General features: G+C 60.1%; 23 protein-coding genes. 11 read left to right on the top strand and 12 right to left on the bottom strand.

What is annotated here, in order from left to right; genetic code table 11:
• Window positions 1-10 precede the first annotated feature (10 nt).
• Complete coding sequence (locus JDW18_RS20870; protein WP_218241507.1) at window positions 11-3,769, top strand: pilus assembly protein; 3,759 nt, start codon at window positions 11-13, stop codon at window positions 3,767-3,769.
• A 63-nt stretch (window positions 3,770-3,832) separates the two neighbouring features.
• On the opposite strand, the gene JDW18_RS20865 is transcribed toward JDW18_RS20870, so the two are convergent.
• The gene (locus tag JDW18_RS20865; protein WP_218241506.1) at window positions 3,833-4,636 is read right to left on the bottom strand and encodes an SDR family NAD(P)-dependent oxidoreductase; all 804 of its coding nucleotides are present in this window, start codon (window positions 4,634-4,636) and stop codon (window positions 3,833-3,835) included.
• Between the two features lie 327 nt (window positions 4,637-4,963).
• Between JDW18_RS20865 and JDW18_RS20860 the strand changes: the two genes are divergently transcribed.
• Window positions 4,964-5,281 (top strand): DMT family transporter, encoded by a 318-nt coding sequence (locus JDW18_RS20860; protein WP_218241505.1) that lies wholly within the window; start codon window positions 4,964-4,966, stop codon window positions 5,279-5,281.
• A 45-nt stretch (window positions 5,282-5,326) separates the two neighbouring features.
• Here JDW18_RS20860 and JDW18_RS20855 read toward each other — a convergent pair whose 3' ends face one another.
• From JDW18_RS20855 to JDW18_RS20845, 3 genes are read right to left on the bottom strand one after another with little or no spacing between them, the layout of a single operon-like run.
• A complete protein-coding gene (locus JDW18_RS20855; protein WP_246610150.1) occupies window positions 5,327-6,841 on the bottom strand; it encodes a c-type cytochrome in 1,515 nt (504 codons plus the stop codon).
• Window positions 6,842-6,852: 11 nt separating this feature from the next.
• Entirely contained in the window at window positions 6,853-8,640 is a 1,788-nt protein-coding gene (locus tag JDW18_RS20850) for a GMC family oxidoreductase (RefSeq protein ID WP_246610147.1), read from the bottom strand.
• 3 nt (window positions 8,641-8,643) lie between these two features.
• Window positions 8,644-9,414 carry a gluconate 2-dehydrogenase subunit 3 family protein gene (locus JDW18_RS20845; protein ID WP_218241504.1) on the bottom strand — a complete coding sequence of 257 codons (771 nt, stop codon included), beginning with the start codon at window positions 9,412-9,414 and terminating at the stop codon, window positions 8,644-8,646.
• Window positions 9,415-9,569: 155 nt separating this feature from the next.
• On the opposite strand from JDW18_RS20845, the gene JDW18_RS20840 reads away from it, so the two are divergent.
• The 3 genes from JDW18_RS20840 (at window position 9,570) to JDW18_RS20830 (ending at window position 13,892) form a co-directional block, all read left to right on the top strand.
• Window positions 9,570-10,700 carry a 3-deoxy-7-phosphoheptulonate synthase gene (locus tag JDW18_RS20840; RefSeq protein ID WP_246610145.1) on the top strand — a complete coding sequence of 377 codons (1,131 nt, stop codon included), beginning with the start codon at window positions 9,570-9,572 and terminating at the stop codon, window positions 10,698-10,700.
• Window positions 10,701-11,020: 320 nt separating this feature from the next.
• The gene (guaD, locus tag JDW18_RS20835) at window positions 11,021-12,421 is read left to right on the top strand and encodes a guanine deaminase (protein ID WP_218241503.1); all 1,401 of its coding nucleotides are present in this window, start codon (window positions 11,021-11,023) and stop codon (window positions 12,419-12,421) included.
• Between the two features lie 115 nt (window positions 12,422-12,536).
• Entirely contained in the window at window positions 12,537-13,892 is a 1,356-nt protein-coding gene (locus JDW18_RS20830; RefSeq protein WP_218241502.1) for a uracil-xanthine permease family protein, read from the top strand.
• An 83-nt stretch (window positions 13,893-13,975) separates the two neighbouring features.
• On the opposite strand, the gene JDW18_RS20825 is transcribed toward JDW18_RS20830, so the two are convergent.
• The 4 genes from JDW18_RS20825 to ureE form a co-directional block, all read right to left on the bottom strand.
• The gene (locus JDW18_RS20825) at window positions 13,976-14,494 is read right to left on the bottom strand and encodes a GNAT family N-acetyltransferase (RefSeq protein WP_218241501.1); all 519 of its coding nucleotides are present in this window, start codon (window positions 14,492-14,494) and stop codon (window positions 13,976-13,978) included.
• A 636-nt stretch (window positions 14,495-15,130) separates the two neighbouring features.
• Window positions 15,131-15,790: an urease accessory protein UreG gene (ureG, locus tag JDW18_RS20820; RefSeq protein WP_218241500.1), complete on the bottom strand. Its 660-nt coding sequence runs from the start codon at window positions 15,788-15,790 to the stop codon at window positions 15,131-15,133.
• Window positions 15,787-16,533 (bottom strand): urease accessory protein UreF, encoded by a 747-nt coding sequence (locus tag JDW18_RS20815; protein WP_425514755.1) that lies wholly within the window; start codon window positions 16,531-16,533, stop codon window positions 15,787-15,789. Before JDW18_RS20815 ends, ureG begins: the two co-directional genes overlap by 4 nt.
• Entirely contained in the window at window positions 16,487-17,038 is a 552-nt protein-coding gene (gene ureE / locus JDW18_RS20810) for an urease accessory protein UreE (RefSeq protein WP_218241499.1), read from the bottom strand. The genes JDW18_RS20815 and ureE overlap by 47 nt, the downstream gene beginning before the upstream one ends.
• Before the next feature lie 72 nt (window positions 17,039-17,110).
• Between ureE and JDW18_RS20805 the strand changes: the two genes are divergently transcribed.
• Window positions 17,111-17,626, top strand: coding sequence for a gamma-glutamylcyclotransferase family protein (locus tag JDW18_RS20805; RefSeq protein ID WP_246610143.1), 516 nt, complete (start codon window positions 17,111-17,113; stop codon window positions 17,624-17,626).
• On the opposite strand, the gene ureC is transcribed toward JDW18_RS20805, so the two are convergent.
• From ureC to JDW18_RS20785, 4 genes are all read right to left on the bottom strand, one after another.
• A complete protein-coding gene (ureC, locus tag JDW18_RS20800; protein WP_218241498.1) occupies window positions 17,611-19,329 on the bottom strand; it encodes an urease subunit alpha in 1,719 nt (572 codons plus the stop codon). The two genes, JDW18_RS20805 and ureC, sit on opposite strands and share 16 nt — an antisense overlap.
• 1 nt (window position 19,330) lies before the next feature.
• Window positions 19,331-19,636 carry an urease subunit beta gene (locus JDW18_RS20795; RefSeq protein ID WP_218241497.1) on the bottom strand — a complete coding sequence of 102 codons (306 nt, stop codon included), beginning with the start codon at window positions 19,634-19,636 and terminating at the stop codon, window positions 19,331-19,333.
• Window positions 19,637-19,649: 13 nt separating this feature from the next.
• Window positions 19,650-20,261 (bottom strand): HupE/UreJ family protein, encoded by a 612-nt coding sequence (locus tag JDW18_RS20790; RefSeq protein WP_218241496.1) that lies wholly within the window; start codon window positions 20,259-20,261, stop codon window positions 19,650-19,652.
• Between the two features lie 63 nt (window positions 20,262-20,324).
• Window positions 20,325-20,627, bottom strand: a complete 303-nt coding sequence (locus JDW18_RS20785; protein WP_218241495.1) for an urease subunit gamma — start codon at window positions 20,625-20,627, stop codon at window positions 20,325-20,327.
• Between the two features lie 365 nt (window positions 20,628-20,992).
• On the opposite strand from JDW18_RS20785, the gene JDW18_RS20780 reads away from it, so the two are divergent.
• The 5 genes from JDW18_RS20780 to JDW18_RS20760 all read left to right on the top strand — a co-directional run bounded on the left by JDW18_RS20780 (window position 20,993) and on the right by JDW18_RS20760 (window position 25,581).
• Complete coding sequence (locus JDW18_RS20780; RefSeq protein ID WP_246610141.1) at window positions 20,993-23,074, top strand: TonB-dependent receptor; 2,082 nt, start codon at window positions 20,993-20,995, stop codon at window positions 23,072-23,074.
• Between the two features lie 14 nt (window positions 23,075-23,088).
• Window positions 23,089-23,820: a DUF4198 domain-containing protein gene (locus JDW18_RS20775; RefSeq protein WP_218241494.1), complete on the top strand. Its 732-nt coding sequence runs from the start codon at window positions 23,089-23,091 to the stop codon at window positions 23,818-23,820.
• A 76-nt stretch (window positions 23,821-23,896) separates the two neighbouring features.
• The gene (locus tag JDW18_RS20770) at window positions 23,897-24,526 is read left to right on the top strand and encodes a TetR family transcriptional regulator C-terminal domain-containing protein (protein WP_218241493.1); all 630 of its coding nucleotides are present in this window, start codon (window positions 23,897-23,899) and stop codon (window positions 24,524-24,526) included.
• 140 nt (window positions 24,527-24,666) lie between these two features.
• Window positions 24,667-24,981 carry a 2Fe-2S iron-sulfur cluster-binding protein gene (locus tag JDW18_RS20765; RefSeq protein ID WP_218241492.1) on the top strand — a complete coding sequence of 105 codons (315 nt, stop codon included), beginning with the start codon at window positions 24,667-24,669 and terminating at the stop codon, window positions 24,979-24,981.
• A gap of 12 nt (window positions 24,982-24,993) precedes the next feature.
• Complete coding sequence (locus JDW18_RS20760) at window positions 24,994-25,581, top strand: NAD(P)H-dependent oxidoreductase (RefSeq protein WP_218241491.1); 588 nt, start codon at window positions 24,994-24,996, stop codon at window positions 25,579-25,581.
• The last annotated feature ends 10 nt before the right edge of the window (window positions 25,582-25,591 follow it).

Here is a 25,591-nt window from a genome sequence, read left to right as displayed (position 1 = left end):
TGAGGTTTCCGTGATCAAGAAATATCAATTTGCCCAGGCCTTGGGAGTCGTCGCTTTTGCTGCCTCTTTTCTGCAGCCAGCCTTGGCCGTCAATTTGTCGGATGCTCCTATTTTTTCCAATACCAGTGTCCCAGGTAACTTGGCACTGGCATTATCGGTGGAATATCCGACAGCTATTAGCGTTGCTAACTTGGGTGACTACGTTCACAGCACAAAATATCTGGGGTATTTTGACCCGGAAAAATGCTACGACTATTCATACGATAAAAAAAACCCTGATAACAGTTATTTTCAGCCCGCAGGTAAAGCCAGCAATCACACCTGCTCGGGTAAGTGGAGTGGAAATTTCATGAACTGGGTGGCAATGCCCACCATTGACCCATTCCGTTGGGCCTTGACTGGGGGCTACCGTGCCACTGATACGGAAAGTCTAACGATTCTTCAGAAGGCGTATGGATCTGCTCAAGGAGATGCAGGGTCTAACTATCCGTATCGTGGAACAAAGGGTTCTGCAAACAATAAACTTTCAGCATCAGATGTTCCTAAAGTAACCCCTTTTTCGGGGAGCAATTTTAGCTCCCGCATATGGGGGAAAGGTGTGGTAATGCAATTTACCACCAAAGACTCGAGTGGATATCAGAATGATAGCCCCTCTAATTTGCAGCATTATGGAAATGGAAGCACTAGTAAAGATGAAAACTATTCTGTCAGAATTAGAGTGAAGGTTTGTGACAGTTCAAGTGCAGCTGGTGGATTGGAAGAAAATTGTGTCAAGTATGGGAGTAACTACAAGCCTGAAGGCTTGATGCAGAAGTTTTCCAACAAAATTCGATACAGTGCTTTTGGTTATCTTTATGAAGGTGGGACGAATAGGCAGGGTGGTGTTTTACGGGCAAAAATGGGTTTCATTGGTCCTGAAAAACCGGTGCCTATGTCTACCAATCCTGAGGATAATCTTAATGCAGAATGGAGTAAGTCGTCGGGGGTGATGAATTCCAATCCTGACTCAGGTTTGGATAGTGATGTTTCAAATAGTGGTGTTATGAACTATTTGAATCAGTTTGGTAATGCATCTGAAAAATACATGTCAAATGATAATGTGAGTGAGATGTATTATGCGGTCATGCGTTATTTTCAAAATATTGGAAATGTTCCTGAATGGACAAATAATACCAGTGGAAGTAATGTAGGGAGAAAGGACAGCTTCCCTGCGCCCGCAACTTGGTCGGACCCCATTCTTTACTCTTGTCAGAAGAATTTTGTTTTAGGTATTGGCGACAGCAATACACACTACGATAAAAATACGGGTGGTGGAAGTTTGGTGCGAACTGGGCGAACCAAGCCACCATTGGTGAATGCGGATGATTTCAATAAATCGGATGAGTGGACGAAATGGGTAGAAAATAAGGAAGGTGGTGATGTTGCCACACGCAATATGGCATGGGGCAATGATGGCTCTGGGTATATTGCGGGATTAGCCTATGGCAATCACGTGAACGACATGAGACCAGATCTGGTAGGTAAGCAAACTGTGAACACCTACTGGATGGATGTGATGGAAGGGCAATATGCTCAGGATCTCAATCCATATTGGCTTGCTGCAAAGTATGGTGGCTTTAATGTTCCGGCAGGATATGACGGAACTCAGGCTTGGAAAAGTGAGTGGTGGACAACGGCCGGTGATACGGTTCCCATGTACGCTAAGGGAAAGTTTTCAGCATCTAATCCCAACAACAATAAGCAAGAGCGCCAAAGACCAAGCAACTACTTCCTCGCAGGTAATGCAGCGCAGATGGTGGATGGCTTGACGCAGGCCTTTACCAGTATTGCAGCATCAGTCAATGCATTCACCACGGCGGTCACACCATCCTCTAACGTTTTTACCAGCGCGGGAACGACTTCGTATTCCGCCAGTTATGGCAGTGAAAACTGGTCTGGCTCTATCAAGGCTGCAACTTTGTCGTTTGGCAGTGATGGCTCTCAATTGACGGATATCTGGAGTTCAGATACGACCATGGCAACGCAACTTGCCGGATCTGGTTGGGATACAGGCCGTCGTGTGATTACTTGGAACAAGGACCATTCGAGCGGTGCTCGCGGAGTTCCATTCCGGTTGAATAGTCTTTCTACCACTATGAAGGCAGCACTGAATACTAGCTATGTAGCCAATGATGATTCCGCGAGCTATCTGAACTACCTGCGTGGTGACAAGGCCAATGAGGTGGGGACTACAACAGGGACACACACCTATAGGACACGAAGCGCTCCGCTGGGAGACGTGGTGAACTCCAAGTTGGTACTTTCCAGTGCACCAAGCATGCGCTACTCGGAGGTGTACAACAAGGGCTATGCAGCTTTCAAGACTGCATATGCGTCGCGCACGCCCCTGGTGCTGTTTGGTGCAAATGATGGCATGTTGCATGCACTGAATGCCAGTACTTCCGGGACATCCGCAGGTCAGGAAGTCTTTGCATATATACCAGCCCAGACCTACTACGGGCCAGACGGCAGCAGTGCCACTCATGCGAATACTAATGGTTTGGCGGCAATTGGTAATCCTGCCTATGAGCACCGCTATTACGTGGATGCAACTCCTCAGGTGTTTGATATCGATTTTGCCAAGACTTACGCTTCCGGCCTTAGCAACCCTGCATGGAAGACGATGGTCGTGGGCGGCTTGGGTAAAGGTGGAAAGGGCTTTTATGCAATGGACATCACAGACCCTGGTGCGATGAGTACAGAGGCCGATGCTGCAGGTAAGGTGCTCTGGGAAATCAGCAGTTCTACGACGGGCTTTGAGAATCTAGGCTACAGCTTTGGTGTGCCAGTGATGGTGAAAACCGTCAAATATGGCTGGACATTGATTCTGACTTCTGGCTACAACAATGCAGATGGTCAAGGCTATCTTTTCTTGGTAAATCCACGCACGGGTGATTTGCTGGAAACCATTGGTACAGGCCAAGCAGCGCCAGGTTTGACCCATGCGTCTGCCTTTATCAAGAACTACATGGATGGGATTGCTGACGCGGTGTACGTTGGCGACCTGAATGGCAAGCTGTGGCGTTTTGATTTGACCAAAACGACTGGCTCTTTCGATGCGCCCGTAGTGCTGTTTCAAACGGCATCTCCAGATGGAGGAGCGCAGCCTATTACTTCCGCGCCTATTTCTGAAATTCACCCTTCCACGCGTAACCGCATGGTTCTGTTTGGTACCGGCAAGCTGCTGGATGGACAGGATGTCAGCTTGACTCAGCGCCAGAGCTTTTATGCAGTCATCGATGGCAATAACACTGCGTTTGCTGCGGCTCCAACTTCCGCTCTAACACGCAGTGAGCTCACGCAGGTAGCGTCATTGACGACTTCTGTGACGATCCCGAAAACATCGCGTGGTTGGTATCACGATCTGCCTAGAGATAGCGGGGTGGCATGGCGAATCACTATTACGCCTGCAGCGGCAGATGGCATAGCCTTGTTCACTGCAACATTAACCAGCGGCGATGCATGCAGTCCTGCTGGGCAGGGGCGGGCTTATGCCGTCGATTACGCCAGTGGGGAGTCTGTTCTTGCCAGCAAGACCAATCCGTCTGACACAGTCGCCTATCTAGGCATGAGCAGCGCTCCTACAGACAACGTAATTGTCAAAAAGGATGGAACTTTGGGTGGTGTGGCTGGCGATGCGGGGGGCAAGGCTCAGGACCTCGCTTTCAACAAGAAGGCGTCCATGATTGTGCGGCTTATCAACTGGAGAGAGTTGAAAGCTGTGGATTGATAAACGGCTGTACCAAATCAAAAAAGCCCTGAGAGTTTCCTCAGGGCTTTTTGTTTGCAGCGTTTATTTCTGCTTGGGCAGCCACGGCACACCATTGATATGGCTGCCGCCATCGACAAACAGCGTATTGCCCGTCACATAGCGGCAGTCCTCGCTGGCCAGAAATAGCGCCGCGCCGCCGATGTCTCGCTCGGGGTCGCCCATATAGCCCATGGGGTTCAGGCGCAGCATGTCGGCTGCGTTTTCGGGCTGTGCTGTGGCGAACTTTTGGTAGGCCTCGGTGGCTGCACCGGGGCAGATGGCGTTGCAGCAGATGCCAAAGGCCGCCCACTCGCGCGCGGCAGAGCGGGTGAGGGTGCGCAGCGCTTCCTTGGCCATGTTGTAGTCCACCGAATAGGGGTGGGCGTTGACGCCGTTGAGCGAGCACATATTGATGACCCGGCCCCAGCCGCGCTCCTTCATGCCGGGGAACACGGCCTGCATGGCCCACAGCGCCGATTGGGTGCCAATGCGCCAGGCCCAGTCGGCATCCACATCACTCAGGCTCTCTACCCTGGCAAAGCCGGGCGCACTTCCGGGGCGGCGCCCCCATGCGTTGTTGACCAGAATATCAATGCGACCAAAGCGTGCCTGTGCGGCATCGATCATGGCCTGCATAGCGGCATGCTGGCTGACGTCTGCCGGTGCGAAGGCGACTTCCACGCCAAATTCCGCACGTATTTCTTCGGCCGCAGCCTCACCTGCTGCGATATTGATATCAGCCAGCCACAGGCTGGCGCCTTCTGCGGCAAATCGGCGGGCTACGCCTTTGCCAATGCCGGCGGCTGCGCCGGTAATCAGTGCAATGCGGTCTTGCAGTCGTTTCATGCTGTGTTTTTCTCTGCAACCCCGAAAACAGGTGCGTGCAGATGCTGGGGCATGGGCAACTGCAAATGGCACTGTGCGGGCAGTCGCTCAGAGCGTCATCGTTGATGTGGACGATGGCTGGCATGGCGGGTCAGTCCGTCTGCAAGCACTGTCTGGTGTTCGTTGCTGATGCCGCTACAGGTGTTGTGCAGCAACCACCCAGGGTGTTACGGAATTGGCTCTGCACGATAGGATTTGCACTGCAGGGACGACCTTGCACTGCGTGTGTCGCGCAGTCTTTTCAAATCGCCGGGACGACCTGGTCATGCAACTTTTTCGGAGGTTTATATGGCTTGGGTTTATCTGTTGGTCGCGGGTGTTCTGGAAGTGGTGTGGGCTTTCACCATGAAGCAGTCGCACGGTTTTACCAACCTCAAATACAGCGCCATCACCATCGTGGCGATGATTGCCAGTTTTGGCCTGCTGTCGGTGGCGATGCGCACGCTGCCGCTGGGCACGGCCTACACCATCTGGACGGGCATAGGCGCCGTGGGCGCGTTTGTGGTGGGAGTGACGGTGCTGGGCGAGGCGCTGACGCCCATGCGTGTGAGCGCGGCGGTGCTGATCGTCAGCGGTCTGGTGCTGATGAAGCTTTCCTCTTCGTAAAAAAAGACCGCCTGAGCGGTCTTTTGGGGATGGCTGCAGCGCTGCTTAGGGCTTGCTGGCTTGCGCTGTTTGTGCCGTTGCTGGCGGTGGTGCAGGCAGTGACTTGCGAATGTCTTTGACCTGCGTGGCAGAAACGGCACCCGCCTGATTGCCCCAGCTGCTGCGCACAAAGGTGACGAGATCGGCCACCTGCTGGTCGCTCATGCGCCATGCAAATGCGGGCATGGTGAAGGTGGACGGGCGCGTTGTCGTGGCGGGCAGCTTGCCGCCTTGCAGCACGATGCGAATCAGGTTGTTGGGGTCATCGCTAAGCACCGCTGCATTGCCCGCGAGCGCGGGAAAAACCTGCTGGTAGCCCTTGCCATCCGTGCGGTGGCAGGCCGCGCAGTTGTCCAGGTACAAGGCCGATCCGTACTGCTTGGTGTCGCCCCTCCACAGTGCGTTGGCCGTGTCGGAGCTGGCGGTAAAGCGGCTCTTTTGCTTGTCCTGCGCGGGCAGCGATTTCAGATACACCGCAATCGCTTTCAAATCGCCATCGCTGATGTACTGCGTGCTGTGCGCGATCACATCGCCCATGCCGCCAAACACTGCGGTGTGGTTGTTGCGGCCGGTTTTGAGCAGGGCGACGATGTCGGCCTCGCTCCAGGCTGCCAGGCCGTCGGCATCGTTGCCGCGCAGGCTTTTGGCGACCCAGCCGTCCATGGGGGCGTTGCCGCCGCTCAGAAAGCGACTGTCGCTGCTGTCCAGGCCTTTTTCGGCCATGGTGAAGGAGCGCGGCGTGTGGCAGGCACCGCAGTGGCCCAGGCCTTCGACCAGATAGGCGCCGCGCAGTTTGGCGTCTGCCGTGGGGGCTACGGCTTCGGCCTTGGCCTGGATCTTGTCGGCATTGGGGGCGAACATGCCGCGCCAGATGGAGACGGGCCAGCGCATGGACAGCGGCCAGGGGATGTCGTTGTCTGGCACCTGGGCGCTGACGGGCTCGACCTTTTGCATGAAGTAGGCGTAGAGGTCTTGCATGTCTTGCGTGCTGACCTGCGCGTACGACGGGTAGGGCATGGCGGGGTAGAGGCTGCCTTTGCGCTTGTCCTTGCCGTGGCGCACGGCCTGGTCAAACTCTTCAAAGCTGTAGCTGCCAATGCCTGCGGTCTTGTCCGGCGTGATGTTGCTGGAGTACATGGTGCCAATGGGCGAGCCCAATGGCAGGCCGCCTGCAAAAGGCTTGCCGCCGGGTGCGGTGTGGCAGGCCACGCAGTCGCCCATGCGGGCCAGGTATTCGCCGCGCACCAGCGGGTCTTTGGCGCTGGCGCCGTCTATCTTGGCCTCGGGCAGGTGCGGGGCCACGGTCACCATGTCTTGCGGGCCGACCTGGCCGCGCGTGGCGGGGATGTTGCTGGCCGCTGGCGCGGATGTTGGGGCAGGAGTGCTTGCGGATGCTGCAGAAGCAGGTGCAGCCTCTTTTTGTGCCCAGGCGCTGATCCCCAGCGCGCTGGCAGCTATCACTACCGTAGCAATAGCGCCGCGTTGCAGTGTTTTTGTGCGGAGTGTGGATGTGTGCTTCATGTCCATCCTCCTCAGGCTTTGAGCAGCGCGCCGGGCTGCTTCAGGTATTGATCGCGGATGGCGCGGGCCGACCAGTAGGCGAGGGCTGCCACCAGGCCGGTGGGGTTGTAGCCCAGGCCTTGCGGGAAGGCCGATGCGCCCAGCACGAAGACGTTGTGCACATCCCAGCTTTGCAGGTAGCGGTTGACGGCGCTGGTGCCGGGGTCGGTGCCCATGATGGCGCCACCGTTCAGGTGCGTGGTCTGGTAGCTGTTGGTGTCAAAGTGCGTACCTTCTTTCTTGCCCGATACGCTCATGGCCTTGCCGCCCATGGCCTTGGCAATGGCGCCCATTTTTTCTTGCATGAACTGGTTCATCTTGATGTCGTTGGGCTGCCAGTCAAACGTCATGCGCAGCAGCGGGTTGCCATAGGCGTCTTTGTAGGTGGGGTCCAGGCTCAGGTAGTTGGCGCGGTAGCTTTGGTGGGCGCCGTGCGAATCCATGGACACGTTGTGCGTGTAGGCCTCGGCCACGCCCTTCTTCCAGCCGCTGCCCCAGTTGGGGGTGCCGGGTGCGGTGGGTGTGCCTGCAATGGGCTTGGCGCCTGCCTGGTTGACCCAGAACGGCGATCCACCCACAAAGCCTGCGGGGCCGTGGTCAAAGTTGTCGGCGTTGAAGTCATCCACCGCAATGCCGTTGCCGCCTGCACCGATGAAGTTGTTGGTGTGGTGCTGGTCTTTGCCAAAAAACACCTTGATGGTGGCCATGTTCTGGAAGGCAAAGTTCTTGCCCACGGTGCCGGTGTTGCTCTCGGGGTCATACGGCTTGCCGATGCCCGACAGCAGCATCAGCCGCACGTTGTTGAACTGGAAGCTGCACACGGCGACGATGTCGGCGGGCTGAATCACCTCGTTGCCCGATGCGTCGATATAGGTCACGCCGGTGGCGGTTTTGCCATCGGCTGCCAGGTTGATGCGCGTGACCTGGCACAGCGTGCGCAGCTCAAAGCGCGGGTCCAGCCGCAGCGCGGGCAGGATGTTTACGTTGGGCGATGCCTTGCTGTACATATAGCAGGCGTAGCCGCTGCAAAAGCCGCAGAAGTTGCACGGCCCCATCTGCGCACCGTAGGGGTTGGTGTAGGGGCCGGAGGTGTTGGCCGACGGCATGTTGTAGGGGTGGTAGCCCACGCTTTCTGCCGCCTTGCCGTACAGCATGGCCGAGACCGAGTTCATCTGCGCGGGCAGCGGAAAGTCGCTGGAGCGGTCGGGCGCAAAGGGGTTGCCGCCCTTGCCTGCGCCCACCTTTTCGCCCTTGACGGTATAGGCCGTGCCCGAGGTGCCAAACACCTTCTCGGCAAAGTCGAAGTGCGGCTCCAGCTCGTCATAGGTCACGCCGAAGTCCTGAATCGTCATGCCTTCGGGGATGAATTTTTTGCCGTAGCGCTCTTCGTAGTGGCTGCGCATGCGCAGCTCCATCGGGTCTACGCGAAAGTGCACGCCCGACCAGTGCAGGCCTGCACCGCCCACGCCGTTGCCGGGCAGGAAGGCGCCCAGCTGGCGGTTGGGCAGGGCGGTGTCGGCGCTGGTGTGGCGGATGGTGACGGTCTCTTTGGACACATCGACAAACAGCTTTTTGCGCGAGTTGAAGGTCAGCTCGTCCATGGTTTGTGGATAGACACCGTCCGGGTCTGTGTCCTGCATGGGGCCGCGCTCCAGGGCCAGCACGTTCAGGCCGGCCTCGGTCAGTTCTTTGGAGATGATGGCGCCCGTCCAGCCAAAGCCGATCACGACCACATCTTTTTTAGGCATTGTTTTGGCCATGGCTTAACCCCTTTGTCCGCGAATGGAAACGGGCGGCAGCGGGTAGGCCACGTCACGCTCAATCCAGTCCATGAAATCAGCGCGCGCGCCGGGGAAGCCAATGAGCTTCCAGCCCACCATGTCCTTGTTGCCGCCGTGCATGGGGTCGCTGAAAAAACCTTCCTTGGTATTGCCCCACAGCATGGAGAAGAAGGTGGACGACGGCAGGGCGTCAAAACCATCGGCGCTGTCCACGCCTTTTTCCATGGCGGCCAGGGCGTTGTCCTGCTCTTCGGCAGACAAATCCGCAAAGGCCTTGCCCAGGTTTTTGCTGCACCACTGGTTGGCAGCGGCAATGCCCAGGCGATAAATCTCACGCACATTGAGCTTGAGCTGGTAGCCCATCTCTTTGACGGCGGCCGGGTTGAACGGGCCTTGCATATACCAGTTGCTGCCCGCTGCGTAAGGGGTGTTCATCTGGCGGTCGATGAACTCGGGCACTCCCGCTTCCAGCGCGCCGGGGCCGAGGTCGTCCTTGGGAATCAGCCGTGCGACGGCCGCTTGCAGAAAGCGGTATTCATCGGCGCTGAAGTAAGTGGGCTGGTACTTGGCCGCATCGCGCAGGGCGGTGTTGACGGCAGGGCCGGGCACTACGGGCAGATGGTTGCTATCGACGGTGGCCAGAGTAGCTGCTGCACCGCCCGCTGCGGCAACAGCGGCAACGGGAATGATGGGCAATGAACGGCGAAAGAAAGCGCGCCGCTGCGGATTGCCAGGCTGGTTGTTGTTGTCCATGGTTGTGGGGCGAGGTTGAATCCAGCCCTCACTGTTGGGCCTCGAACTTGGCGCTCTTGTCAGATTGCAGGCGTATTGCCTGTCAGTCGCCGCAGAATCACCGGTTGAAGCAGCGTGCACGGTGAAGGCTTCGGTGCGCTGCGACAATAGAGGGCATGACTGCAAGCTCCACACCCACATCTGCCGCACCGGCGCGCAAGCCCGCACCTCGTCTGACTACGCTGGACAAAACCCGCATTGATGACACGCGCATCAAGATCGTGCGTCCGCTGCTGACCCCGGCTCTGCTGGAAGAGTCGCTGCCCGTGACCGATGAGGCCCATCAACTGGTGGAATCCAGCCGCGCAGCCATTTCGCGCGTGCTGCACGGTCAGGATGACCGACTGGTGGTGGTGGTCGGCCCTTGCTCGATTCACGATCACGAGCAGGCCATGGATTACGCACGGCAGCTGAAAGTGCAGGCCGATGCGCTCAAGGATGATCTGCTGATCGTGATGCGCGTGTACTTTGAAAAGCCGCGCACCACCGTGGGCTGGAAGGGCTATATCAACGACCCCTACCGCGACGGCAGCTTTGCCATCAACGAAGGACTGGAGCTGGCGCGCCGCCTGCTGCTGGATGTGCTGGCGCTGGGCCTGCCTGTGGGTACGGAATTTCTCGATCTGCTGTCGCCGCAGTTCATCAGCGATCTGGTCAGCTGGGGCGCTATCGGTGCGCGTACGACCGAAAGCCAGAGCCACCGCCAGCTGGCCAGCGGCCTGAGCTGCCCTGTGGGCTTTAAGAACGGCACCGACGGTGGCGTGAAGGTGGCCAGCGACGCCATTCTGGCTGCACAGTCTTCGCACGCCTTCATGGGCATGACCAAGATGGGCCAGAGCGCGATTTTTGAGACACGTGGCAATCAGGATTGCCATGTGATTCTGCGCGGCGGCAAGCAGCCCAATTACAGCGCGGCAGATGTGCAGGCGGCTTGCGAATTGCTGGCCAAGGCAGGTCTGCGTGAGCAGGTGATGATTGACCTCTCGCACGCCAACAGCAGCAAGCAGCACCGCCGCCAGATCGACGTGGCCGCCGATGTGGCCCAGCAAGTGGCAGGCGGTGACGCACGCATCACCGGCGTGATGATCGAAAGTCATATTCACGAAGGTCGCCAGGACATCGTGGAAGGCCAGGAGCTGCAATACGGCGTGTCGCTGACCGATGCCTGCATCAGCATGGAGCAGACCATTCCCGTGCTGCAGCAACTGGCGCAAGCGGTGCGTGCACGCCGGGCGGTCAAGGCCTGAGTGATGGAGAAGGTAGCTCTTAAAACAAGAGCTGCCACCGCAGTATCTGCAGTCATTTCAGGCCAATTCATGACGGAAATGACTGGGTGATTGCGGAAAGAGCTATCAAATTCGATAGCGGGGTAGGTGCCCAATCGGCATTTGTGGGCAAACCTGTGCGCGTCTGCAGAGCGCTCGCTCAATGGCTAAAGTGCAGCCTGTGGCGCCAGCACGGGTATGAGCAATCACTTTGCTGACCGGGTTGGCGCATTGTTTTCTGCGCGCCTTGCCAAGCCGGGGCGCATGGCTGAAAGCGGGCTCTGCTGCCCGCAGTTTGCGCAATGAACCTGTCCTCTACTCACACCCCTTCCGGCGCCTGGGCGCTGCAATGCACGGCCTTTGATGCGCCCACGCCCGATCGGTTGCGCGTGCAGGCCGATGTGCTGATCTGCGTGAATGCGCAGGGCGTGATTGAGGCCGTGCTGCAGCAAAGCGATCCCCGCTGGGCAGAGCAGAAAGAGGCCCATGCCGCCGCCGGCACGCTGCGCAGCCTGCCCGCCGGCAGCTACCTGCTGCCCGGTATGGTGGACCTGCATGTGCACGCCCCGCAGTGGCCGCAAAACGGTAAGGCGCTGGATGTGCCGCTAGAAGTCTGGCTGCAGGACAACACCTTCCCGCTGGAGGCGCGCTACAGCGACCCCGCGTTCGCCCAGCGCGTGTACGACGTGGTCGTGCCCACGCTGCTGGCCAACGGCACCACCACCGCCATGTACTTTGGCAGCGTGGACAACGCCGGCAACCAGGTGCTGGCCGAACGCTGCCTGGCCCATGGCCAGCGCGCCCTGGTGGGCAAGGTGGCCATGGACGAGCCCACGCAGTGCCCGCCGTATTACAAGGACGCCAGCGCAGCCCAGGCCGTGGCCGATACCGAAGCCTTTATGGACTGGCTGCGCAGCCACCCGGACAACGCCGACCAGCGCGTGCTGCCCGTCATCACGCCGCGCTTTATCCCGTCGTGCACGGACGAATTACTGCAAGGCCTGGGCGACCTGGCCCAGCGCACGGGCGCCCATGTGCAAACGCATTGCTCCGAAAGCGACTGGGCGCACGGCCATGTGCTGGAGCGCACCGGCACCACCGATGCCCATGCGCTGCACGGCTTTGGCCTGCTGACGCGCCGCACCGTGGTGGCACACGCCAATTTTTTGACGCCCGACGACGTGGCACTGATGGCGCGCACCGGTGCATCGGTGGCGCACTGCCCGCTGTCCAACTTCTACTTTGCCAACAGCGTGTTCCCGGCGCGCACAGGCAATCAACAAGCGCTGGGCATGGGCCTGGCCACCGATATTTCGGGCGGCTACAGTCCCAGCATGTTCGACGCCTGCCGCCACGCCATGACGGCCGCACTGGCGCTGCACGAAGGCACCGACCCTGACCAGCCCAGCACCGCGCGCGGCCGCGCTGCACAAGGCCGCCCGGCGAAGATCGACCATGTGTTTGCGCTGTGGCTGGCCACGGCCGCTGGCGGCCATGCGCTGGACTTGCCCATTGGCCGCATCGAGCCCGGCTACGCCATGGATGCCATCGCCGTGGACTGCAGCGCTCCTGACAGCAATATCTGGCTGTGGGATGGCGAAGACAGCGATGCCGACGTGCTGCAAAAAATCATGCACAACGCCACCCGCGCCAATGTGGCGCAGGTGTGGGTGCAGGGCCAGCGGGTGCACGCCCGGGGCTAAAGCCCCTGTGATGTGGGCACCCTATGCGGCGCCCACAGACATACCCCATTTATTGATAGCGCAGTGCCCCTGAAAATAGGCGCTGCTGCTGTGTTGTGGACTTTCACTTTCTGCCATGAACGAACCCCAAACCGCTTACGAAGGGCAGCTGATTGCCCGCCCGGACGACCGCGTCACCTGGTCCAAAGCTCTGCTGCTGGGTCTGCAGCATGTGATGGCCATGGATGTGTATGTCGTGCCCTTCATCATCGCCTCGGCGCTGGCGCTGTCGGCGTCTGATTCGGCCTCGCTGATCCAGTCCACCTTTCTGGCGGCGGGTATTGGCACCATCATTCAGACGGTCTGGTGCATGCGCATGCCGGTGGCGCAGGGGCCGTCGTATATCCCGCTGGGCGCCATTCTGACCATCGCATTTGCGGCGGGCGGCGGTTACGCGGGGCTGGGCACGGTGTTTGGCGCACTGATTCCTGGTGCGCTGATGGTCATGCTGCTGGGCATGACGGGCTGGTTCCACCGACTGGTGCGCTGGCTGGTGCCGCCGATTGTGGGGGGCACCATCATCCTGGTGGTGGGCCTGTCGCTGCTGCCGATTGCGCTGACGGCCAATGTGTTCACCGTGCATGGCGACACCACGCTCAACCAGTCGCTGGTGCTGGCTGCAACGTCTGCCGTGCTGCTGATCGTGGCCATGATGCTGGGCCTGCGCTACAACAACCGCCTGGGGGTGTGGATGCGCGTGTCCTCGGTGGTGATTGCGCTGATTGGTGGCACGCTGGTGGCCTGGGCCATGGGCCTGTTCTCGTGGGAGAGCATTGCCGCCGCGCCCTGGTTCACGCTGCCCAAGCTGGTGGGTGTGGACTACGCGCTGCACTTCTCGCTGCCCGCCATCCTGACTTTTGTGGTGATCTACCTGGTGGTGATTGCCGAAACCACAGGCACCTGGCTGGCGGTATCGGCGGTGATCGACCAGCCCATCACCAACAAGCAGCTGGACCGCGGCGCGATTGGCGAAGGCCTGAGCTGCGGCGTGGCAGCGCTGGTGGGCGGCACGCCGGTCACCGGCTATTCGACCAATGCCGGTGTGATCTCCATCACCGGCGTAGCCAGCCGTATGGTGTTTGTGGCGGCCGGTCTGGTGCTGGCGGTGCTGGGCTTTTTCGGCAAGTTCTCGGCAGCGATTGCGGCCATCCCCGCGCCGGTGATTGGGGGCATGTTTGCCGTGGTGTGCATCACCATTGCCATGGCAGGCATCCGCATCCTGCGCCATGTGCACCTGGACGAGCGCGCCATGCTGGTGGTGGGTGTACCCATCATCTTCTCGTTCTTTGCAACGCTGGCCCCGCAGGCCTGGGTGAAGTCGCTGCCCGACATGCTGCAGTACCTGCTGGGCTCGTCCGTCACGCTGGGCGCCATGGCCGCCATGGTGCTCAACCTGATCCTGCCGCGCGCAGCGGCTGCAAAGCCCGCGTAAACCTGCGAGCTGCAGGTTTATGGACTCAAACAGCCAGCAGTCCAGTCAATAAAAGCGCTGATAGCTATCAAATCAGGAGTTGTTCATAGCGCCAGCGTCAGACGAATCATGTCCTTGAGCTGCACGCCCCGCTCCCACAGCGGTGTCGTGTAGTTGCGCAGGTAGAAGTCGTGGTCGATGCGGCTGACGCGAAAGCCCAGGCGCTGGTAGAACAGCAGCTGATCGCCAAAGCTGCCCGTGCCCACCTCCAGCTGCTGAACGCCACGCTTGCGCAGCTCTCGAATGGCGTGGTGCAGCAAGGCAGAGCCAATGCCATTGCGCTGCCAGGCGGGGGAGACGGCCATGTTCATCAGCTCCCACTGGGCTTGTTCATCCTGGGGCGGCTGCAAGGCGCAGACACCGATGAGTGCACCTAGCCCGCTGGGTGTGAACTGAGCCGTCTGACGCGCCGCATAGCAGACGCAGCGCGGCAAATAGCGCTTGACCTTTTCACGCGAAGGATCAGCCAGCAGCAGCAAGGGCCAGGGGGCCTCGGCCGGGTTCATAGAGGTGATGTGCCATGCGGCGGGGCGGCTGGAGTCAGAGAGCCTGGAGGTACTCATGCGACCTCCTGCGCAATGCTGGCAAGGGCGCAGCAGGGGCTGCCTGGCTGGATGATGGCATTCATGGGACGACCCAGAGCCCTGGTCATCTGCAGCAAACCTCGATCACACACCATTTCCGCTTTCCGCCAGCCAGCAGCAGTCGCTGGCTTCTCTGAATTGTTAACAGCCCATAGCGTAGCAGCCTGCGCATAAACCAGGCATCGCGTCAGCGAATCGCTGCGGATTCATGACGATTTGAGTGAAGGAATCCCGCAAAAATGCGCGAAATTGCTGCGTTTGGCGGTGCAAATTGCAGCCCTGTTGCAGGAAGATGAAGGCTGTTGCCATTTCAGCGCAATATGGCGCTTTGCAAAAAACAACTAGTGGTTTATACTTAGATTCAAGGGTTAACCCTAGGGTGCTTCACTGCGGTGACTGCCCGCGAATGACAGTGCTTGAGATGCGTACTGTCCATCGCTTGAAGTGCATCTCTTGAGTTCATAGAAAGTTCATCATGCGCCAAGCCATCAATTCCCTGATCGAATTCATCCAGGAAGCCCGTGAGTTCCATCTGGATCTGGCAAACCAGTAATTCCGCACTGGTGAGAAACAGCCGCCGTCTGAGGCGGCTTTTTTTCGTCTGAAATCTGGCGTTCAGGCGGCCAGCAAGCCCTGCTTTTCGATGAATGCCACCACTTCGTCCAGACCGTCCAGCGTCTTGAGGTTGGTCATCACAAAAGGCTTGAGCCCTTTGGGTGTGGTGCGCTGCTTGATGGTGTCGCTGCGCATGATGTCCAGATTGGCGCCCACATGCGGGGCCAGATCGGTCTTGTTGATGACAAACAGGTCGCTTTTGGTGATGCCTGGCCCGCCTTTGCGCGGAATCTTCTCACCCGCGGCCACGTCGATCACATAGATGGTCAGGTCTGAAAGCTCGGGGCTGAAGGTGGCGGCCAGGTTGTCGCCACCGGATTCGATGAACACGATGTCGGCGTCGGGGAATTCCTTGAGCATGCGGTCAATGGCTTCCAGGTTGATGGAAGCATCTTCGCGGATGGCGGTGTGCGGGCAGCCGCCGGTTTCCACGCCCATGATGCGCTCGGCAGGCAGCGCGCCGCTGATGGTCAGGAGGCGCTGGTCTTCCTTGGTGTAGATGTCGTTGGTAATGGCGATCAGGTCCCACTTTTCGCGCATGGCCTTGCACAGCATTTCAAGAATCGTGGTTTTGCCCGAGCCCACGGGGCCGCCAATGCCCACGCGCAGCGGCGGCAGCTTTTTGGTGCGGTTGGGGATGTGGTGCAGTGCAGTGCTCATGATCGGAAAAGGCGTGAGTATTGATGTTCATGCTGGGCCGAAAGAATGGCCAGCATGGGCGAAAAAGCTTGCCGTGCGTGGTCTGGCAAGGCCAGTGCATATTCCACGGCTTGCGGAATGTCGGCGGTCAGGCGCGCCAGAATGCGCTGGCCTGCGCTTTGGCCCAGTGGCACAGCCTTGATGGCGGCCTGCACCATGTTTTCGGCCCAGCCAAAGGCATAGGCCAGCAGCGCATCGCGTGCCGCAGCGCCGGTGCAGTGGGCTGCAAACGAGAAGGCAATGGGGTAGCTGGCATCTTGCTGGGCCAGCCACTCAATGGATGTGTGGTGCGCAGCTTCGCCGGCATAGCGGTTGCGCAGCCATTCGGTCAGAGAGCGGCCCATTTGCTCGGTCTGCAGCCGCAGCTCACTGGTCTCGCGCGTGGTGCGCACCCATTGGTTGAGCGCTGCAATGCGTGGCAGCTCGTTCTTCTGCCAGGCCACTGCTGCCTGCGCAATCACCGCCATATCGCCACGCGACTGGGTCAGGTGCAGCTGCTGCACCAGCCAGTTGCCTGCTTCTGTTTCTGTAGTGACCAGCGCAGCATTGATGGCAGCTTCCAGTCCTTCGGAGTATGAAAAACCACCAATCGGCAACGCGGGCGAAGCCAGCCACATCAGCTGCAGAAAGCTGTGCTGATTCAGGGCCAGGCTGGGTTCAGTGCTCATGGGGGTGACCGTGGGAATGCGTGTGGTCGTGGTCATGCGCGTGTCCATGGCCGTGGTGATGGCGGCTGTGCCCATCATTGGTGACATGGCCACCATAGGCACCGCCTTCGGGCTCGAACGGCAAGTCGGCCTCCACCACCGTCATATGCATGCTGCGCAGCATGTCGGCCAGCACATGGTCGGGTTCGATCTTCAGATGGTCGGGCTGCAGCTCGATGGGCACATGGCGGTTGCCCAGATGGTAGGCGGCGCGCATCAGATCAAACGGCGTGCCATGCACTGCGCAGGCCGAAATGCACAGCACTTTTTGCGGTGCGGCCAGCACGCGAATCAGCGAGCCATCTTCAGCCACCAGCACATCGCCCCCGCGCACGGCCTGACCGCGTGGCAGAAAAATGGCCAGCTCGCGCCCCTGGCTGTCGGTGGTGGCGAAGCGTGATTTCTGGCGCACATCCCAGTCCAGCTCAATGGTGGCGGCACGCTTGAGCAGTGCGGTAGAAAGGCCTTGGCCCTGAGGCAGCAGTTTGTTGGCAGTCAGCATGGGCAATCAAAAAAGGAGCGTGCTTCGCAGATCATTCAACAGGCTGGCGTGCTTTTTGCTGCAGCCAAACTGTTGAAAAACTCTCTGGATGCGGTGATGGAAAAAGAATCTTCGACGGGCTGGAAATCCTGCGGCGCGGCCTATGTGGCGGTCTACGGCACTTTGCGTGCAGGTGGCGTGAACGATATTGCCAGGCTGCAGCACGGCACTGTCTGTCTGGGCAAAACCGAGCTGACAGGCACTCTGCACGACCTTGGCTGGTACCCCGGGCTGCGCCTTGAGGGCAGGCAGCCCGTGCTGGCCGAGGTCTATGCCATGGACGCCGCGCTGGAGCAGGCCATGGACCGCATTGAGGGGCTGTGGCCCGAGGACATGGGCGAGTACACCAAGCGTCTGCTGACATTGCCGGTGGCGCTGGTGCAGGGTGGTCAGCAGATGATGACGGTGCTGGTCTATGAAGCCTTGCCTACCACCGTGGGCACTGCACCAGTGCTGGAAGTCAGCGACTGGCTGCAGTGGTTTGAGAGCAAAGGCATTCAGCATCCGGACACCGCGTTTTCGCTCAATTCCGCTCAGAACAAAAAGTAGCGCTGCGCCATGGGCAGGCTGACTGCGGGCTCGCAGGTCAGCAGGTCGCCATTGGCGCGCACGGCGTAGGTCTGGGCGTCCACCTCCATGTGCGGCGCCAGGTCGTTGTGAATCATGTGCTGCTTCTTCACGCTGCGAATGCCTTTGACGGCGGACAGCGTTTTGTGCAGGCCAAAGCGCTGGCCAATGTCCGCCGCCAGACCAGCTTGCGACACAAAGGTCAGCGATGTCTTGGCGATGGCACCGCCAAAGGCGCCAAACATGGGCCGGTAGTGCACGGGCTGCGGCGTGGGAATGCTGGCGTTGGGGTCGCCCATGGCCGCCATGGCGATGAAGCCGCCCTTCAGAATGCAGGCCGGTTTCACACCAAAAAAGGCGGGCTTCCAGATCACGATGTCAGCCCATTTGCCCACTTCGATGCTGCCCACCTCGTGGCTGATGCCGTGGGCAATGGCCGGGTTGATGGTGTATTTGGCGATGTAGCGCTTGATGCGAAAGTTGTCGTGGCGCGCACTGTCACCGGGCAATGGGCCGCGCTGCAGCTTCATCTTGTGCGCGGTCTGCCAGGTGCGCAGGATCACCTCGCCCACACGGCCCATGGCTTGGCTGTCCGAGCTGAACATGCTGATCGCGCCGATGTCGTGCAGGATGTCTTCGGCCGCAATCGTCTCCTTGCGGATGCGGCTTTCGGCAAAGGCCAGGTCTTCGGCAATGCCCGCATCCAGGTGGTGGCACACCATCAGCATGTCCACATGCTCGTCCAGCGTGTTGATGGTGTAGGGGCGCGTGGGGTTGGTGGAGCTGGGCAGCACGTTCGCCTCGCCCACCACTTTCAAAATATCGGGCGCATGGCCGCCGCCCGCGCCTTCGGTGTGGAAGGTGTGGATGGTGCGGCCCTTGAAGGCGGCCACAGTGTCTTCCACAAAGCCGCTCTCGTTGAGCGTGTCGGTGTGGATGGCGACTTGCGTGTCGGTCTCTTCCGCCACATCCAGGCAGTTGCTGATGGCCGCTGGCGTGCTGCCCCAGTCCTCATGCAGCTTCAGGCCAATGGCGCCGGCGCTGATCTGCTCGTGCAGGCCGTGCGGCAGGCTGGCGTTGCCCTTGCCCAGAAAGCCCAGGTTCATGGGGAAGGCGTCTGCCGTCTGCAGCATGCGTTCCATGTTCCAGGGGCCGGGCGTGCAGGTGGTGGCAAAGGTGCCGGTGGCCGGGCCGGTGCCGCCGCCAATCATGGTGGTCACGCCGCTGGTCAGCGCTTCTTCAATCTGCTGCGGCGCGATGAAATGAATGTGCGTGTCGATGCCGCCTGCGGTGACGATGTTGCCCTCGCAGCTGATGATCTCGGTGCCCGGGCCGATGACGATGTCCACGCCCGGCTGCGTGTCGGGGTTGCCCGCTTTGCCAATGGCGGCAATGCGCCCGCCTCGCAAGCCAATGTCGGCTTTGACGATGCCCCAGTGGTCGATGATGAGGGCGTTGGTCAGCACCGTGTCCATGGCGCCTTGTTCGCGCGATCGCTGGCTTTGCGCCATGCCATCGCGAATGGTTTTGCCGCCGCCAAACTTCACCTCTTCGCCATAGCCGCCTGCGGCCAGCGTGAAGTCTTGTTCGACTTCAACGATGAGTTCGGTGTCGGCTAGGCGCACGCGGTCGCCCACCGTGGGGCCAAAGGTTTCGGCGTAGGCTCGTTTGTCCATGGTTGCCATGTCAGAGCGCTCCTTGAACCAGGCCGCGAAAGCCGTAGATTTGTCGATCACCGCCAATGTCCACCAGCTCCACCGTGCGTTGCTGGCCCGGCTCAAAGCGCACGGCCATGCCGCTGGCAATGTTCAGGCGCATGCCGTGAGCGGCTTGGCGGTCAAACGACAGGCCGGCATTGGTCTCGGCAAAGTGGTAGTGCGAGCCGACCTGGATGGGCCGGTCGCTGGCGTTGCTGACCACCAGCGTCACGGTGCGGCGGCCGGGGTTGAGGGTGTGCGCACCCGCGTCAAGAAGCAGTTCACCGGGAATCATGTGCGGCTCCCGTTCAGGCCAGACGCATCAGCATGACGGCACCCAGCGCCGCCGTGGCCGCGCCGCCGAGCTTGGCCAGCCATTGGTGGCGCTGCATCACCGCCTTGCCCAGCACCATGCCGGTGATGTGCAGCAGGCCAGATCCCAGCGCAATGCCAACCAGCGCACCCACGGTGGCCCAGCCGCTATCGCCCGCCAGCTCAAACCCGTGGGCTGCGCCGTGGAAGAAGGCAAAAACGCCCGCCAGTGCTGCAGCCAGAATCCACGGCATCTTTTTTTGCACCGCGACCAGCAAGCCCAGCACCAGCACCGAGGCAGCAATCATCGGCTCCACACCTGGCACCCACAGGCCCGCAAAGCCTGCCAGCGCACCGGCCAGCAGCAATGCGACAAAGGCCGCAGGAGCACGCCAGGCGGGCGTGACGGTCAACGCACTCCAGGCGCCCACGGCCAGCATGGCGGCCAGATGGTCGAGGCCTGTGAACGGATGGGCAAAGGCATGCGTCAGGCTGTCCAGAAAATGGTGGTGGCCAGCACCGCCATCGGCGCCTACATGGGCGAATGCAGACAGGGGCAGAGCTGTTGCTGCAGCGGTGGTGGCGGCAAGGAATTTATTGAATTTCATAGCTGTCTGTGCTTGATGTGTAAGGGCTAGCGGGCTAAAAGGTTTGAAGTTGCTGCTGCGCATTCAGGCAATGGGCTCGTGCACGGTGACCAGCTTGGTGCCGTCGGGAAAGGTGGCTTCGATCTGGATGTCAGGAATCATCTCGGGTATGCCTTCCATCACATCGGCGCGGGTCAGCACGCTGCGGCCTTCGCTCATGAGCTGGGCCACCGTCTTGCCGTCGCGAGCACCTTCCATCACAAAAGCGCTGATGAGCGCGATGGATTCGGGGTAGTTGAGCTTGAGCCCCCGCGCCATGCGGCGCTCGGCCAGCAGGGCTGCGGTAAAGATCAGCAGCTTGTCTTTTTCGCGAGGAGTCAGTTCCATTGCGTTTCACTCCATCTTTTGAAGTCGCTTGCTCGCGCAGCCGTCTGCGCCGGCTGAACGTGAGGAGTCAGTTCCATTGCGTTTCACTCCATCTTTTGAGGTCGCTTGCTCGCGCAGCCGTTTGCGGCGGCTGAACGCGAGGAGTCAGTCCCATTGCGTTTGACTCAATGTCTGTGCACTGAGATGTAGCAAGTGCTATGCCAGCGAGCCATTGGCGGATCGTTTCAGTGCATGCACAGCGATGGTGCAGTCCGAACGGAAAATCGCACCAAGCCATGACAAGGCTGGGTGCTGTGGCGCTTTTTGGTGCGCATTCAGGTGGGTAACACCGGCTGGTGTGGCATGAAGCTTGCTCTTTCTGGTGCATGAATCAGGAACGACAAACAAGAGGCCAGCCGCCGCTGGGGGTTGCGGCAAAGCGGGCGGTGCTGAGCCTGGCCTGCACGGGGCTGATGGTGGGACAGGCGCTGGCGCAGGGCGAGCAAGAGGCCGCTGCGGCGCTGCCTGAGGTGAGGGTGCTGGCGCAGGTCAAAGGCGAGGCGCTGGATAAGGCGCAGCGCGTTTTCTCGGTCACCGAGCTGGGGCGTGATGAACTGGGCGAGCAACCCAGGGCGGAAGTGGAGTCGCTGTGGAGCAAGGTGCCCGGCATGCATGTGCACCACTACCAGCTCAGCGGCGTGGCCAATGCGCTGGTGCTGCGCGGCTTTGGGGGCGGCGGGCATGGCGGTGATGTGGCGGCCACGCTGGATGGCATTGCGCTTAACGAAGCCACATCCCACGCCGATGGCTATTTCGATCTGAACGTGGTGGTGCCGCTGGAGCTGGACAAGGTCAATGTCTATCGCGGCCCGGTGTCTGTGCTGCAGGGCAACTACAACCGCGCGGGGCTGGTGGAACTGCGCACGCGCCGCAGCGGCAACTACACGGACCTTGATGTCAGCGCGGGATCGTATGGCCTGTGGGATACGCAGGCCGCGCTGGGGCGCGAGCTGGCGGGTGGCGATCAGCTCAATCTGGCTGCCCAGCATTCGCGGGGCGATGGTACACGTCCCAGCGCGGGTTTTGAGCGCAGCACCGTCAGCGGCACCTGGAAGCACCATGTGCATGAAAAGCTGGATATCTCGCTGTCCGGGCGCTGGCATGAGGCGCGTGGCGATTCGCCCAGCTATCTGACCGAAGCGCAGTGGCGCCAGGATGCGCAGGGCAAGGACAGCCATGTGCAAGGGGATGGGGCCCACAAGCACTTCGGCACGCTGCGGCTGGATGCGCAGTACGCACTGAATGCGAACACGCGCCTGCTGGGCTTTGTGTATGGCACACAGCAGGATTTTGTGCGCTGGTTCACCCGCCCGCGCAGCGGCAGCTGGATGCAGCGCGAAGAGCGCTATGACCGCAGCGTGCTGGGCGCGGGCTTGAATCTGAATGGCAAAAGCCAGCTGGCCGCGCGCGAGCTGAACTGGATGCTGGGGCTGGAGCAGGTGCGCGAGTCCACCGACTACGGTTACTGGGACGGTCTGATCAACCGCCAGCGCACGGCTGCTGCGCTGGATGACCGCAACACACGGCTCAACAACACCGCCCTTTATGGGCAAGGCAGCTGGCAGGCCACGGGCTGGCTGCAGACTTCGGCAGCGCTGCGCTGGGATCACTTCGATGGCAGTTGCCGCCTGCTGGGTGCCGAGACAGGGGGCGATGAGTGCCACCGCATGCCGGGCCGCAGCCAGGCCAGCCCCAAGCTGGGCGCGCTGGCCCAGCTCAATGCACAGACGGCAGTACGTGCCAGCTGGTCGCAAGGCTTTGCACTGCCCAGCGACTTTGCCAAATACGCGCTGCGCAACAGCGAGCTGCGTGCCAACATCTTTCGCCAGACCGAGCTGGGTGTGCAGTGGAAGCCATCCAGCCAGTGGCTGCTGGATGCATCGCTCTACCGCATCACCTCCAGCCAGGAGATTCGCAACACCGCGCCTGGTGAGTACGAAAACCTGGGCGCAACGCTGCGCAAGGGCGCGGAGTTGCAGCTGCACTGGTTGCCTGGGCGCGCCTGGCATATTGAATGGGCGTATGGCCGCAACCGGTCAGAAGTGACGCAGAACGCCAACGCGGCGCTGCTGGGTCAGCGTGTGGTGGCGGTGCCTGAATACGCCAGCACCTTGCATGCGCGCTGGATGCCGCGCAGCGACATCACTGTGCATGGCGTGCTGCGCCATGTGGGGCGCGCACCTATCAATACCAGCAATACCGAATGGGCGGGCAGCTACCACTGGCTTGATCTGGGCCTTCAGTACCGCCTGCCCGCCAGCGTGGCACGCAATGCCAGCCTGAACCTGTGGCTGCGCAATGCGGCAGACACCCGCTATGCCAGCACCACCACCTTGATTGATGGCCAGCGTCTGGTAGCGCCCGGCGCACCGCGCAGCCTGCAACTGGGCCTGCAGTTTTCTCTTTGATTTCCGGAGCTTTCATGTCTTTTTCTCTGACCCGCCAGAACATCGTGGCGCGTATTCTGTGCACCACCGCTGCCGCATGGCTGCTTTGCGCCAATCCTGTGCATGCCCATAACGTCTGGCTGGAGCCTGATGCACGTGGCGGCTATGTCATGCAGTTCGGTGGTCATGAAGGCAAGACCGAAACCTTTGACCCCGCCAAGTTGCAACGCGTGCACGCTTACGATCTGCGCGGGCGTGAAGTGGCTTGCGATGTGAAAACCGTGAAGGGCGGCATACGCGTCAAGCCCGATACACGGGCCGCGCTGATTGCGGTGGAGCTGGACAACGGCTACTTCAGCAGCACCAGGCCTGAGGGCGAGATGCTGCCCCTGCCCATGGACAAGAACCCCGGTGCGGTGCGCGGCGTGCATGCGCGCAAATTTCACAAGACCGTGGTGCAGTGGGGCGCTGTCTTGCAAAAGCCGCTGGGCCAGATGTTTGAGGTGGTGCCGCAGCAGGGCCTGGCACCCCATGCAGGCCAGCCGCTTAGGTTGCAGGTTCTTCTCAATGGCAAGCCTCAGGCGGGCGTGCGCCTTTCCTGGGGTGAAAGTGGAGCCCCGACGATGACGGATGCACAAGGCCTTGCTTTGATGACGCCAATGGCCGGCAATAACACGCTACAGGCCATCTGGCGTGAAGCGGTGCAGGGCGACGCCAAAACCACGGAGAACAGCTACGAATATTTGCTGCGCTTTGCCGTGCATTGAGTGACAGCCGTTATTCTTGATGTCAATTCCGGTTGTGCGATGGATGCCGCCGGCTCCTGCAGTTTTTTCCGTCCTTATGACTGATTCCACACCCGTCGCTCGTCGTACTCGAGAACAGATTCAGCTCGCCATCCGCGAAGCTGCGATTGCAGAGTTCAGCAGCCATGGCTTCAAAGGCGCTTCCACGCAGGCGATTGCAGAGCGTGCGGGTCTCACCAAACCTCAGCTGCACTACTACATAGAAAGCAAGCAGGCTTTGTATGACGAGCTGCTTTATGCATTGCTTGAAGGCTGGTCGGCTGCGTTTGCGTTTGATCCCGCGCTTGATGATCCCGCCCAGATCATTGGCAACTATGTGCGGCGTAAGCTTGATTACGCGCTGGACAACCCCGAGCTGTCGCGCATTTTCACGAACGAGGTGCTGGGTGGTGGTTCACGTCTGGACAAATACTGGCCGCTGGCGCTGGCATCGACCCAGCAAAAAGTTGAGCTGATGGGCGAGTGGATGGAGCAGGGTCGCATGCGCAAGCTCGATGCGCGTGTGCTGCTGATGCAGATCTGGGGCATGACCCAGCATTACGCCGACTACGCTGTGCAGGCCAGGGTGATGTTGGGCCTGGAAATTGATCAGCCCATAGACCGCGAACACATCGCGCGCGAGCTCACCAATTCTGTGCTGCTGGGCTGCGGAATGGCACCAATTTGAGGGTTGTTTAAAGCTTGGTCGCGCGGGCTTGGTGCATGTTCAGGCTGGAGGCTGCGCGCTAGCCAGAGCTTCTCCCTGTCGTGTTGATCTGGCACAGCGCTTGCTTAATTTGACCAATCGATCAAATCGGATGGTCAATCATGCAAAACACGGCTGTGAACACACTCGAAGCACCTTCTGAAAATGGTGCTGCGCAAGGCTTTGAACTCATATTGCAACGCCAGGGCCTGCGCCTGCCGGTAGAGCCGGGCGAGAGCATCACCGATGTGCTGCAACTGGCCGGTGTTGAGATCGAAACCGTGTGCGAGCAAGGTATTTGCGGCACTTGCGTAACGCGCTGGGTCGATGGTGATCCTGAGCATCACGACAGCTGCCTGACTGAAGCTGAGCGCCGCACCCATGTGGCTTTGTGCTGTGCGCGCAATCGCAATGCAACGCTGACTTTGGATCTGTGAGAGGAGCACAAGATGCGAGTGCTTGTGATCTTCTCTCATCCCGTAGAAACCAGCTACCAGGCCGCGTTGCATGCCGAAGTGGTGCAGCAACTGCGTGCGGCAGGGCATGAGGTTGATGACTGCGATCTGTATGCCGAAGGATTTAACCCCGTGATGTCACGTGAGGAACGCTTGGGCTATCACGAGGTTCCGCACAACCAGATTCCCGTACAGAAATATGTGGATCGTCTGCTGTGGGCCGAGGCTGTGGTGTTCTGCTTTCCCACTTGGTGCTTTGGCCTGCCCGCCATGCTCAAAGGCTTTTTTGACCGCGTTCTCATGCCCGGTGTGGCTTTTGACATCAGCGATCCGCAGAACGTCAAACCTGCGCTGACCCATCTCAAGCGCATCGCCGCAGTGGTGACCTATGGCCGCCCGCGCTGGACAGCTCTGTTCATGGGCGATCCACCACGCAAATGCATCAAGCGCTATCTGCGCATTCTCACGGGCGGCAAGGCGCGCATTGACTACCACGCGTATTACCACATGAATGTGGCGACGACGCCGCGCCTGACTGCGTTTAAAGAGCGGGTGGGTCAGGCCATGCGCCGCTTTGCCTGAGGAAGATGCA

This window comes from Comamonas fluminis (assembly GCF_019186805.1).
Lineage (GTDB): Bacteria > Pseudomonadota > Gammaproteobacteria > Burkholderiales > Burkholderiaceae_C > Comamonas > Comamonas fluminis.
Note: the sequence above shows the minus strand (reverse complement) of the source record. Positions and strands in the feature narration are given on the sequence as shown.